Below are 13,401 nucleotides of genomic sequence, written 5' to 3'. Positions count from 1 at the left end.
ATATATATAGTTATATTTATTTTATTTGAATTAAGTTGGGCTAATTTAGGATAGTTAGTAAAACAAAAAATTACTAACTAATTCCAGCCACAAAATATTACTTAGAGGCCATATAAATGAATATTTCACTCATTTCTCCAGAGGTCGCTTCTTCTGATAACGAACCTATGATTATATCGGCATCACTCAAATCCCCATCAGTGAAAGTAACAGAACTTCATCATCACTCGAGAGGACAACTAGCTGGTACATTACAAGGTTTAATTTCAATTGAAGTGGAAAGTAGTCAATGGGTAATACCCGCAACTCATGGTATATGGATACCTCCAGATACACAGCATTCTCTTCTCGGATCACATGGGCCATTCCACGGATGGAGTATCTATATACAAAAAAGCGAATGTAATAATCTGCCGAATAAACCCTGCATGCTAGAATTATCTAGTCTATTGCGTGAAGCAATTACCCGAACCATGACATGGAATAATTCAGAATTGCAACCCGAGCATAAGCGATTGATGGCAGTGATTGTCGACGAGATTAGTATAATCCCTCAAGTTGAGATAGCACTCCCAATGCCAAAAGATATTCGTTTGTTAAAAATTGCTTTAGCTTTGTCTAATAATCCTAGTGACGATAGAAACATTAATGAATGGAGCGTTTGGGCTGGGATTTCTCGACGCTCATTAACTCGTCGATTTACAAATGAAACTGGATTTAATTTCACAGAATGGCGACAGAAACTACGTATGTTAAAAGCTTTAGAGTTGCTTGTTGCGGGCAGACCTATCACAGAAATTTCTTTAAATTTAGGTTATGATAATATTAGTGGTTTTATTGCTATTTTCCGTCGAAATTTCGGGGTAACTCCAAGTAATTATCAAAAAGCGATGAGAAATAACCACCCATGGAGAAACTTTAATGACACTATCATTTAAAATGATAATTATATTAATGATAAATTAGGGCGTGTTGATCTTTCGTGATTATTTTTTAGACGGCATGATGTGAGTTATAATAATTCTGCAAAAAACAACCCTAACTCGATTCATCATGCCAAGAACAATGCTAACAGATAAACGGTGGGAAAAGCTACTACAAATAATGAAAAATACCGGCCGAGTTTATAATAAATCCGAGCATCGGATGACGTTTGAAGGGCTCCTTTTCCGAATGAGAACCGGTATTCCTTGGCGAGATTTGCCAGAAGAGTTTGGTGAATGGAGCACCGTCTATAGACGATTTAATTTGTGGTCTAAAAAAGGAATATTAGTTGATATTTTCAAACATTTATCACAACTAGCGGATTTTGAATGGGTGTTCCTAGATGGCTCGATTATCAGGGCTCATCAACATAGTACAGGTGCTGCAACGGAGCATTCCGAGCAAATAGATCAGAGCTGTGGTGGTCATTCAACTAAAATTCATCTTGCGGTTGATAGTGGTGGTTTGCCTATTTGTTTTGAGCTTTCTGAAGGACAACGACATGATATCACTTATGCAGAAAACCTAGTTGGAAAGCTCGATGAAGTGAATACAGTAATAGCCGATAAAGGTTATGACAGCGAGCATTTTCGGTGCTTTGTTCGTCAAAAAGGCGGACGAATGGTGATTGCTAAACGTAATTATGGTAAGGATATAGATAAAAGCAGTATGGATAGGTGCCTTTATCGCTATCGTCATTTAGTCGAGAATGCCTTTGCTAGAATCAATAAATATCGTTCAATATCAACTAGATACGATAAATTAGAAAGGAATTATGCCAGTATGGTATAACTGGCATTTATGTTAATGTGGCTGCCAATGTATTGTTGAGAAATTTATGTACAGTAAAGATCAACAGCCCCTAATATTTTTTTGATATAGATAATTTTTTGTGTCGTAAAAACTAGCTAATTCACTCATCTAATGTTGCTTCGCCTACTCCAAAATGTTTAGCTAACTCGCCAATAAAAAGGTAGGCATTGGTTAAGGCACAATTTACCAATTGTTGTTTTAAACTGTCCTTTAAATTTTTTAACTATAATATGTTTCCGTCTATGATTTTTTGTGATATTTGTTCATTTTGAGGAAGAAAACCAATCTTTTATAAATAATTAACCAACAACCTATTATTTTGTGAGAATTTGTGGTAAAAAGTGGGGGTTAGTGGTAAAAATAGATTATTTAATTAACTTGATAATTTATATTAAATAAAAATTAACAAGAAATTTATAAATAATGGTACTTTCATGTTTAGTGGTGCAATTTCGGTCAATTTAGATAATAAAGGACGGTTAGCAATTCCTACTCGTTACCGTGAATCTTTGTCTGAAGGTATGGTTTGCACAATTGGTTTATACCATTCTTGTTTGACGCTTTATTCTCTGTCTGAATGGAAATGTATCGAACAACAGCTTGCAACATTATCAACGATTGTAGAAGCTGAACGTAGAATTAAGCGATTGTTATTGGGTTATGCAACTGAGTGTTTGATGGACAGTTCAGGTCGAATTTTATTGCCACCTTCGTTACGTACTTATGCAAAATTAGAAAAAAATACAATGTTTGTTGGTCAATCTAATAAATTTGAAATTTGGGATGAGGCGATTTGGTATCAACAAATTAACGATGATATTGCTGCATTACCAACCGATATTGAAAACTTATCAGATAATTTGAAAAGTTTAACTATTTAATTATAAGAGTAAAAGATTGATGGATTATCAACATACAACTGTTTTATTAAACGAAGCTATAAAAGCATTAAATATAAAAAAAGATGGTATTTATGTTGATGGTACCTTTGGACGGGGAGGTCATTCTCGTTTAATACTTGACCAACTTGGTGCACAAGGTCGGTTGATTGCTATTGATCGTGATGAGCGTGCTGAGCAAGTTGCTTTACAGATAACAGATCCTCGATTTGCTTTTATTCGTGGTGAGTTTTCAAATATGTACCAATATATTGATAAACTTGAACTAATGGGTAAGATTGATGGCATCTTGTTAGACCTTGGTGTTTCATCGCCACAACTTGATGACCCCGAAAGGGGATTTTCTTTTATGCGTGATGGACCACTTGATATGCGTATGAATAACCATAAAGGTTTAACAGCAAGTGAATGGTTACTCAGCAGTGATGAAGACGATATCGCGTGGGTCTTAAAGACATTTGGTGAAGAGAAATTTGCCAAGCGTATTGCTCGAGCGATCGTGGAGCAAAATAAAGTTTCGCCGATCACCCGTACTTTGGAGTTGGCTAATTTAATTGAAAAAGCAACACCAAGAAAAGATAAAAATAAGCATCCAGCTACACGTAGTTTTCAGGCTATTCGAATTTATATTAATAGTGAATTGGAAGAAGTTGAGCAAGCATTAACTGGCAGTTTATCCTTGCTTGCAAATCAAGGAAGATTAGCGGTTATTAGCTTTCATTCTTTGGAAGATAGAATTGTAAAGCAATTTATTAGTAAACAAAGTAAAGGTCCAGATTTACCTGTTCGATTGCCACTAACTGTGCAACAAATTAAAGAATATGGTGGTGCTAAATTAAAATCGCTTGGCAAAATTAAGCCTAATACTATTGAAATTAATAATAACCCTCGTTCTCGAAGCGCAATATTAAGGGTAGCAGAAAGGAAAAATGAATAGCAACCAAAACAATGATAATTTTCGAGATAAAACTTATATTGATAAAGATATTCAAAAAAGACCAAGTAAAAGTTTATTTGGTTTAATTATTGGTGATTTATTCAGACATCAAAAAATTTCATTGTTATTACTGGTAATGATTATTATTTCTGCTGGTGCTGTATTAATAACAACGCAACAGGTTCGTAAACAGTTATTTGAGCGTGAGCAACTTTTATTAGAACAAGATGTATTAGAAAGTGAATGGCGGAATTTAGTTATTGAAGAAAATGTTCTTGCAGATCCAAAACGTGTTGAAGAGAAAGCTAAGAGTCAATTAGGTATGTCTTATGTGACCCCACAAAATGAAACAGTTATTGTGATAAAGAGTAAATAATGAAACCTGTCACTAAATATAAAAAAGGCAAAACTAAAAAGGCTTCAAGAACCAATAAAGCTAATAAGTTGAATAGTAAAAAACAATTTTTTACACCAAATCGTTTTTATATTGTATATGGTCTTATTATTTTGGCGATTATGTGCCTTATTGTTCGAATGACATTGCTGCAAATTATTGAACCGGATAAACTCATTGCCGAAGGTAATAAGCGTTCACTTCGTCACCAAGAAATGGATGCACCAAGAGCAATGATCACCGATCGTAATGGGCGTGCGTTAGCAGTAAGTGTGCCAATGTTTGATGTTTGGGCGGATCCTAAAATTGTTGTACAAAAAGGGGGGATTAAAGCGGATGATATCAGGTGGCAAGGGTTAGCCCAAACGCTGAAAATTCCAATGTCAACACTAGAACAAAAATTAGGTAATTCGTCAATGAGGTTTGTTTATTTATCTAAACAAGTAACGCCAACAATTTCTGACTATTTAAAAAAACTAAAATTACCAGGAATTTCATTTGCGAAAACATCTAAACGTTATTATCCAGCAGCTGAAAATATAGCTCAATTAATTGGTTTAACAGATATTGATGAAAATGGTACTGAAAAAGGTTCTGAGGGTATCGAAAAAAGTTTCAATAAATGGCTAATTGGTGAATCTGGGCAAAGAATAGTAAGACGTGACCGAATTGGTCGCGTAATTGAAGAATTAGAACGTACAGAAAGTGAAACAGCATCGGATTTAACATTAAGTATAGATGCACGTTTACAATCGCTAGTATATAGTGAACTTAGTCAAGCTGTTGAATTTAACAAAGCAGATAGTGGAACAGCGGTATTAATTGATGTACATACGGGTGAGATTTTAGCGATGGCAACCAGTCCATCTTATAATCCTAATAATCGTTCATCAATTGATTATAATTTATTGAGAAATAGAGCTGTTACTGATGCGTTTGAGCCAGGTTCTACGGTTAAACCTTTAGTGGTAATGGCAGCTTTAGAAAAGAAAATAGCTAATTTAAATACCATTATTGACACTAGACCATTTTATGTTAATCGCTATGAAATTAAGGATGTGTCATATCAAAAAGCACTCAATTTGGCTGGTATCTTGGAAAAATCAAGTAATGTTGGTGTAAGTAAATTAGCTTTACAAATGCAGCAGGGCGATCTTGTAGAGTTCTATAGCCGCTTTGGATTGGGTCAACCAACGGGGTTAGGTTTAGGTGGTGAGGTTAGTGGCTCAATTGCAGCTGATAGAACCAGAAAATGGGCTGATATTGAACGAGCGACATTTGCATTTGGGTATGGGTTAAGTGTTACACCATTACAGCTAGCAAGAGCTTATGCGACCATTGGTAGTTATGGAATTTATCGACCGGTATCAATTTTAAAAGTCACAGAGCCTGTAAAAGGTCAACGTGTAGTAGCTGAAAAAGTAGCTAAAACAGTCGTTCAATTAATGGAAGCGGTGGCTGTTACTGGGGGAGGTACTAAAGCTTCGGTTCCTGGTTACAGTGTGGGGGTTAAAACAGGAACAGCGAAAAAGTTATCTGGTGGGCGGTATGTTAATCAATATTTAGCGTATACCGCAGGTATTGCCCCTGCAACAGAGCCAAAATATTCTCTTGTCGTTGTGATTGATAACCCAAAAGCAGGTCAATATTATGGCGGGTCGGTTTCTGCACCTGTTTTTAGCCGAATTATGGGCGGTGTTCTTAGAACGATGAATATAAAACCAGATCGCCAAGTTGATGGCCAAATGATTATTTATTAATAGGTGGAAATGATGGCTACAAGCTCATTTAAAACATTATTTGAATTATTAGGTGGAAGTCGTCATCTAAAATTAGACAATTTTTCGCTTAATCATTTGTGTATTGATAGTCGTAAAGTGGGAAAAAACGATGTGTTCGTTGCTATCAAAGGTCATACGGTTGATGGACGAACATTTATTCCCCAAGCCATTTCAGCAGGCGCAGCTGTTATCTTAATTGAAACAAAGAGAAAATCAAATGATCTAAAAATTGACTATCTTAAAAAAGATAATAAACCTATAATCCCACAAATCAGTGTTTTTCAACTTTCGCAACGTTTATCATTAATTGCCAATGATTTTTATCATTTTCCATCGAAAAATTTATCGGTTATTGGCGTAACAGGGACTAATGGAAAAACAACAGTTACTCAGCTTATTGCTCAATGTACAACATTACTTAATGACAAAACGGCTATTTTAGGTACCATTGGTAACGGAATTTATAATCAAATTGAGCCATCAGCTAATACGACAGCTTCAGCAATAGATGTGCAAACATTATTAGCTGATTTTGTAAAAAAACAGGTCAAAGTTGTGTCCATGGAGATTTCTTCTCACGGACTTGCAATGGATCGGGTGAAAGGACTAAATTGTGTAGCTACCGTATTTACCAATTTAAGTCGTGATCATCTTGATTACCATAAAACCATGAGTAAATATGCAAAAGCAAAATGGTCCTTATTTACTCCTGATGAAAAAGAAAAAAAAGTTTTAACTGCCGGTAAATCAATTATTAATTATGATGACAAATATGGTAAACGTTGGATTGAAAAACTTCCTCAAGTGACAGCAGTATCATGCCAACCTAAGACATTGCGCCGATTAAAAACATTAAATATACCTTATGTTGGGGTTTCTATGATTGATTACCACGATAAAGGAGCCCAAATTCATATGGAATCAAGTTGGGGAAATGCCATTATTCATAGCCGATTGTTAGGCGAATTTAATGTTTCAAATCTATTATTAGCTATAGCTACGCTTTTAACATTGGAGTTCCCATTTTTTGCGGTAATTAATATGGCTTCTTTTTTGAAACCTATTTGTGGAAGAATGGAAGTATTTCATACTAAAAATAGTCCAACGGTCATCGTCGATTATGCCCATACTCCTGATGCATTACAAAAAGCATTACAAGCAAGTCGAATTCATTGTAAAGGAACTTTATGGGTAATTTTTGGTTGTGGTGGTGATAGGGATAGTGGCAAAAGACCTTTAATGGCTGAAATAGCAGAACAGTTTGCCGATAAAATTGTTTTGACTAATGATAATCCACGTACTGAAGATGAAATGAAAATTATTGAAGATATTCAACAAGGTTTACATTATACCGACAACCTATACATAATTACTGATAGGGTGCAAGCCATTACACAAACGTTAAAACAAGCTAAACCTAATGATGTAATTTTAATTGCAGGTAAAGGACATGAGGATTATCAAATAGTGGGTAAAACTAAATATCACTATTCAGATCAAGAAACAGTTAAAAGGCTTTTAGGAGTAGAGAATCAATCATGATTCCATTAGATATTGAGCAAATAAAAAAAATAGTGAATGGTAAAACTTATCACATTCCAGACGAAAGTATTGTGATTGATTCTATTTGTACTGATTCACGAAAAATCGTTAAACAATCGTTGTTTATTGCACTTGTTGGCGATAATTTTGATGGGCATGCTTTTGCAGAGCTTTCTATTAAAGACGGCGCTATAGCAGCGATTGTCGATCATAAACTTGATAAGGCAATACCGCAGATTGTTGTCAAAGATACTCGCTTAGCTTTAGGAGAAATTGCGAATTTTGTGCGCCAAAAAAGTACAGCCAAGATTGTGGCACTTACAGGCTCATCAGGTAAAACGTCAGTTAAAGAAATGACTGCAGCCATTTTGCAAAATTGCGGTCACACTCTTTATACTCAAGGTAATTTCAATAATGACATTGGCGTGCCATTAACACTACTGCGCTTAACTAAGCAAGACCAATTTGCAGTGATAGAACTAGGTGCTAATCATATTGGTGAAATTGCCTATACCACGAATATTGTTAAACCGCAAAGTACTTTAATTAATAATATTGCTGAAGCACACATTGAAGGATTTGGTTCGCTTGAAGGTGTGGCAAAAGCTAAAGGTGAAATCTTTCAAGGTCTAACTAATGGCGGTATGGCCATTATTAATTTAGATAGTTACTCTGATAAATGGTTTACTCAGCTAACAAATAAAACATTTTGGACATTTTCGTTAGCCAATTCGTCAGCCGATTTTTATGCTACTAATATTCAATATGCTCAACACACGACATTTACATTACATACACCAAAAGGTGAATGTGCAATTATATTACCGCTAGTTGGACAACATAATGTTTCAAATGCTATTGCGGCATCAGCTCTAGCGCTCTCTGTTGGTGCAACATTTAATCAAATTCAGCAAGGTTTAGCTATTTTAAAACCCGTAAGAGGTCGGCTATTTCCAATAAAATTAAATCAAACCCAATTAATTTGGGATGATACTTATAATGCTAATGTTGGTTCAATGTCGGCGGCAGTTAAAGTTTTAGCAAAAGGGCAAGGATATCGAATTTTAGTGGTCGGGGATATGGGGGAGCTAGGGGCTGAGGCTGAAAAATATCATCGACAAATAGGTGAGCTTGCTCATGATGAAAAAATTGATTGTGTAGTTAGTGTCGGCAAATTAAGTCAATTTATTAGCCAATATAGTGGTGTCGGTCACCATTTTAATAATAAACAAGATGCGGTGAATTATCTGTTAACACTGTTATGCCAACATCCTACTTTAACAATGTTAATTAAAGGTTCGCGTAGTGCAAAAATGGAAGAACTTATCAAAAAAATTCAAATTGGACAACTCAAAGTGAGTCAGGATTAAAATTATGTTATTGTGGATATCGGAATATTTAGTTAAATATTTTACCTTTTTTAATGTTATCTCTTATTTAACGGTAAGAGCTATTTTAGGCTTATTAACTTCGTTAGCGATTTCATTATTTATGGGGCAAAAAGTCATTGACTGGCTGCAAAAACTACAGATTGGTCAAGTCGTTCGTCATAATGGACCAGAATCACATTTAAGTAAAAAAGGTACGCCGACTATGGGGGGTGTGCTTATTTTAGCATCCATTATCTTATCGGTATTTTTATGGGCAGATCTTCATAATCCTTATGTTTGGGTCACCTTATTTGTGTTAATTGGTTATGGCATTATTGGATTTACCGATGATTATTTAAAAGTGATTCGTAAAAATAGTGCTGGTCTTATTGCAAGATGGAAGTATTTTTGGCAGTCGGTTATTGCATTAATTGTTGCTTTTGGTCTGTATGTTTATGGGAAAGATAGCGCAGTAACAGTACTCGTTTTACCCTTTTTTAAAGATGTTATGCCACAATTGGGGTTATTATTTATTCTGCTTACTTACGTTGTGATTGTTGGTGCTGGTAATGCTGTGAATTTAACCGATGGACTTGATGGACTTGCCATTATGCCAACTGTCTTTGTTGCGGCTGGTTTTGCTCTCGTATCTTGGGCAACAGGTAATGTTAATTTTGCTGCTTATTTGCATATCCCTTATATTAAATTTAGTGGTGAATTGATGATTGTCTGCACCGCAATTATTGGTGCGGGACTTGGCTTTTTATGGTTTAACACATATCCAGCTATGGTTTTTATGGGCGATGTTGGGTCGTTAGCTTTGGGCGGTGTGTTCGGTATTATTGCAGTCTTATTAAGACAAGAATTTTTATTACTGATAATGGGCGGAATATTTGTTATTGAAACACTATCAGTAATTTTACAAGTGGGTTCATATAAATTACGCGGTAAACGGATATTTAAAATGGCGCCAATTCATCATCATTATGAATTAAAAGGTTGGCCTGAGCCTCGCGTTATTGTTCGGTTTTGGATTATATCCTTAATGTTAGTATTGATTGGTTTATTAACCTTGAAGTTGCGTTAATTAAGAATAAATCAGGATGGAGTCATGGTTAGCTATCAGGGCAAAAATGTTGTTATTATTGGGTTAGGCATCACAGGGCTTTCTTGTGTTGAGTATTTTCTTGCTCAAAATGTTATACCTAAAGTTATTGATACGCGTTCATCTCCATCAGGGATTGAGCAATTAGACAAACGTGTTGCTTACTATTTAGGTGAATTAAATATTGATTGGTTGCTTGAAGCAGACTTAATCATTGCCAGCCCTGGTATTGCTTTATCTACGCCCGAACTGCAACAAGCAGCTAAAAAAGGGGTTGAAATTATTGGTGATATTGAGCTCTTTTGCCGTGAAGTAATTGCGCAACCCAATAAGCAAATTGTTGCTATCACTGGTGCTAATGGTAAAACAACGGTGACAACCCTCGTCGGTAATATCATTAAATCATCGGGTATTAAAGTCGGTGTTGGCGGGAATATAGGCGAACCTGCACTATCCCTTTTAAAGCAGGATTACGATATCTATGTGCTAGAATTATCAAGCTTTCAACTAGAAACAACTTACAGTTTACAAGCGACAGTTGCAACAATTTTAAATATCTCAGAAGATCATATGGATCGCTATCCGCTTGGTTTAATGCAGTATACCGAGGCTAAACAACGCATTTATCATAATGCAAAATATTGTGTCACTAACTATGATGATAAATTAACTTCACCAATATCTAAGCACCATGCTTGTGTCTCATTTGGATTAAAAATGGGTGATTATCATTTAGATAGTCTATGTGAACATTTAATTGCTCAAAATAGTCCTGTTTTATTGACCAAAGTGATGAAGCTAGTGGGTTGTCATAATTATCTTAATGCCTTAGCTGCTTTGGCTATAGCAGATAAATTAAATATTGGTAGAGAGACAAGCTTAGCTACAATTGCTTCATTTCAAGGTTTGCCACATCGTTTTGAATTAGTTTTTGAGCAAAATGGTGTGAAATGGATTAATGATTCTAAAGCAACTAATGTGGGGAGCACGGAAGCGGCCTTGAAAAGTGTTGTTTGTCAGGGAAAATTATATTTATTATTAGGAGGAGATGGAAAATCAGCGGATTTTTCGCCTTTAATTCCTTATTTACTGAATAACAATCTTGAAGTTTTCTGTTTTGGTCGTGATCGTAATTTGTTAGCTAAATTAGCACCAGCTGTCACAACAATGACTGAAACAATGGCGGATGCCATACAAATTATTGCACAAAAAGTAGCAGCAAATGATGTGGTTTTACTTTCCCCAGCTTGTGCAAGTCTCGATCAATTTAAAAATTATATTGATCGAGGAAACCAATTTGCCAAACTTGCCAAAGAATATGTTCATAGGAGTAAACAATGACATTTTTTTGGATAAAAAAACAAGTTAATCCAAATATACCATTTGATAATTCATTACTTTGGACTGTGCTTGGTTTAATGATATTTGGTCTGATAATGGTCACATCAGCATCGATGTCATTTAGCGAAAGTAATCCTTTCTTTTATACACAACGAGAGCTTATTCAGTTAGGACTATCACTATTTTTAATGTTTATTACGTTGTATATCCCGATGCAACGTTGGCAGCAGTTTGGTTCAGTGTTACTAATTATTGCTATTATTATGTTGATCGTTGTGTTAGGTATTGGATCTTCAATTAATGGCGCATCTCGTTGGATACCCTTAGGTGTATTTAATTTTCAACCAGCAGAGCTTTCAAAATTAGCACTCTTTTTATTTTTAGCGGGTTACTTATCTCGTAAATCCGAAGAAGTGCAAAGTGGTTTTTGGGGATTTTTTAAACCAATGGTTGTCATGGCAGTACTTTCAATTTTATTACTTAAGCAACCCGATTTGGGTACAGTTATTGTTTTGTTTATGGTGACTATTGGTATCTTATTTATTGCTGGTGCTCAATTGTGGCAATTTATTGCTATTTTGCTAACAGGGGTTGGTGCGGTGATTTGCTTGATCTTATATGAAGCCTATCGATTAACTCGGCTATTGACCTTTCTTGATCCTTGGCAAGATGCAACAGGTTCAGGTTATCAATTAGTTGCATCTTTAATGGCAATTGGTAGTGGAGGAATTACGGGTCAAGGTATGGGAAATTCTATCTTGAAATTGGGGTATTTACCTGAATGCCATACTGATTTTATTTTTTCAATTATTTCTGAAGAGTATGGATATATAGGAGTGGTTGCTTTATTGTCATTACTTTTCTTTTTGACATTTAAGGCGCTTGCAATTGGTTATCGGGCTTTGAATGAAGGTTCATTGTTTTCAGGTTATTTGGCCTGTGAAATTGGTATATGGTTTGGTTTTCAAACATTTGTTAATGTTGGTGTTACATCAGGGATGTTACCGACTAAAGGATTAACCTTACCATTTATTAGTTATGGTGGTTCAAGTCTTATCGTGATGAGTATTGCGGTTGCCATATTACTTAGAATAGATTTTGAATTTAGACAACAACAAGCGCAAGCAAGAATAAGGTTATTAAAGTAATGAAAAAATTATTAGTTATGGCAGGGGGAACAGGAGGACATGTTTTTCCGGGTATTGCTGTTGCGCATTATTTAATGAAGCAAGGTTGGCAAGTAAGATGGTTAGGCACCTCCGATCGAATGGAGGCACATCTCGTCCCCGAAAATGGTATTGATATTGATTTTATCGAAATATCAGGGCTACGAGGAAAAGGTATGATGGCACTATTAAAAGCGCCTTATAAAATCCTAAAAGCAGTTTTACAAGCTCGAAAGATTTTAAAAAACTATCGTCCTGATGTTGTTTTAGGTATGGGGGGATATGTTTCGGGTCCTGGAGGGATCGCAGCCAAAACCCTTGGCATACCAGTTGTATTACATGAGCAAAACGGTATTGCAGGATTAACTAACAAGTGGCTGGCTAAAATTGCTACTAAAGTTTTGCAAGCATTTCCTACTGCTTTTCCTAAGGCTGAAGTAGTTGGTAATCCTGTGCGTAATGATCTTTTAACTGTTGCAAAACCTGAAGAAAGATTCAAAGATCGTCATGGACCAATTAGAGTATTAGTTATGGGAGGAAGCCAAGGCGCTAAAGTTCTTAATGACATTGTGCCTCAAGTGATAACTCAATTGTCGGATAAATATGTGGTATGGCATCAAACGGGTAAAGGAATGTTAAATTCAGTAATTCAATCTTATCAAGATTGTGATATGACAAATAATAAAGTGACTGAATTTATATCTGATGTTGCTAGAGCATACAGTTGGGCAGATATTGTAATTTGTCGCAGCGGGGCATTAACTGTTAGTGAAATTCAAATTGTCGGTATTGGCGCTATTTTTATTCCGTTTATGCATAAAGATCGTCAGCAATTTTGGAATGCAAAAGCATTAGCTGATATAGGGGCGGCTGATATTATAGAGCAACCAGATTTTAATGTTGAGTCGTTAACGAATTTATTATTAAATTTACATCGCGACAAATTACTTGAAATGGCAATTAAAGCTAAAGGATTATCTATTGTAAATTCCACAGAAAAAGTGGCGAAAGCCCTTGATTCAGTGATAAAATGATGAGTTTATGATATGAATTTATGTAATAATTTTGT

At 35.4% G+C, this 13,401-nt stretch carries 12 protein-coding genes; all 12 read left to right on the top strand.

The window, feature by feature from the left end:
* Positions 1-116: 116 nt before the first annotated feature.
* The 12 genes from A9G22_RS10995 to murG all read left to right on the top strand — a co-directional run bounded on the left by A9G22_RS10995 (position 117) and on the right by murG (position 13,366).
* Entirely contained in the window at positions 117-938 is an 822-nt protein-coding gene (locus A9G22_RS10995) for an AraC family transcriptional regulator (protein WP_065586984.1), read from the top strand.
* Between the two features lie 115 nt (positions 939-1,053).
* Positions 1,054-1,776 (top strand): IS5 family transposase, encoded by a 723-nt coding sequence (locus tag A9G22_RS10990; RefSeq protein ID WP_075508897.1) that lies wholly within the window; start codon positions 1,054-1,056, stop codon positions 1,774-1,776.
* A 455-nt stretch (positions 1,777-2,231) separates the two neighbouring features.
* Positions 2,232-2,678, top strand: coding sequence for a division/cell wall cluster transcriptional repressor MraZ (mraZ, locus tag A9G22_RS10985; RefSeq protein WP_065586982.1), 447 nt, complete (start codon positions 2,232-2,234; stop codon positions 2,676-2,678).
* A 19-nt stretch (positions 2,679-2,697) separates the two neighbouring features.
* On the top strand, positions 2,698-3,633 hold the full coding sequence (gene rsmH, locus A9G22_RS10980) for a 16S rRNA (cytosine(1402)-N(4))-methyltransferase RsmH (RefSeq protein WP_075508896.1): 936 nt from the start codon (positions 2,698-2,700) through the stop codon (positions 3,631-3,633).
* Positions 3,626-4,009, top strand: coding sequence for a cell division protein FtsL (gene ftsL / locus A9G22_RS10975; protein WP_081296987.1), 384 nt, complete (start codon positions 3,626-3,628; stop codon positions 4,007-4,009). Before rsmH ends, ftsL begins: the two co-directional genes overlap by 8 nt.
* Complete coding sequence (gene ftsI, locus A9G22_RS10970) at positions 4,009-5,787, top strand: peptidoglycan glycosyltransferase FtsI (protein WP_065586980.1); 1,779 nt, start codon at positions 4,009-4,011, stop codon at positions 5,785-5,787. Before ftsL ends, ftsI begins: the two co-directional genes overlap by 1 nt.
* 12 nt (positions 5,788-5,799) lie before the next feature.
* Complete coding sequence (gene murE / locus A9G22_RS10965) at positions 5,800-7,350, top strand: UDP-N-acetylmuramoyl-L-alanyl-D-glutamate--2,6-diaminopimelate ligase (RefSeq protein WP_065586979.1); 1,551 nt, start codon at positions 5,800-5,802, stop codon at positions 7,348-7,350.
* Positions 7,347-8,720, top strand: a complete 1,374-nt coding sequence (gene murF / locus A9G22_RS10960) for a UDP-N-acetylmuramoyl-tripeptide--D-alanyl-D-alanine ligase (protein ID WP_065586978.1) — start codon at positions 7,347-7,349, stop codon at positions 8,718-8,720. Before murE ends, murF begins: the two co-directional genes overlap by 4 nt.
* Positions 8,721-8,724: 4 nt before the next feature.
* Positions 8,725-9,807 (top strand): phospho-N-acetylmuramoyl-pentapeptide-transferase, encoded by a 1,083-nt coding sequence (gene mraY, locus A9G22_RS10955; protein WP_065586977.1) that lies wholly within the window; start codon positions 8,725-8,727, stop codon positions 9,805-9,807.
* A 24-nt stretch (positions 9,808-9,831) separates the two neighbouring features.
* Positions 9,832-11,166, top strand: coding sequence for a UDP-N-acetylmuramoyl-L-alanine--D-glutamate ligase (gene murD / locus A9G22_RS10950; RefSeq protein ID WP_075508895.1), 1,335 nt, complete (start codon positions 9,832-9,834; stop codon positions 11,164-11,166).
* Entirely contained in the window at positions 11,163-12,314 is a 1,152-nt protein-coding gene (ftsW, locus tag A9G22_RS10945; protein ID WP_081296986.1) for a cell division protein FtsW, read from the top strand. Before murD ends, ftsW begins: the two co-directional genes overlap by 4 nt.
* Positions 12,314-13,366, top strand: coding sequence for an undecaprenyldiphospho-muramoylpentapeptide beta-N-acetylglucosaminyltransferase (gene murG / locus A9G22_RS10940; protein ID WP_075508894.1), 1,053 nt, complete (start codon positions 12,314-12,316; stop codon positions 13,364-13,366). The genes ftsW and murG overlap by 1 nt, the downstream gene beginning before the upstream one ends.
* The last annotated feature ends 35 nt before the right edge of the window (positions 13,367-13,401 follow it).

It is taken from the genome of Gilliamella sp. App2-1, from assembly GCF_001690255.1.
GTDB lineage: Bacteria > Pseudomonadota > Gammaproteobacteria > Enterobacterales > Orbaceae > Gilliamella > Gilliamella apicola_G.
Note: the sequence above shows the minus strand (reverse complement) of the source record. Positions and strands in the feature narration are given on the sequence as shown.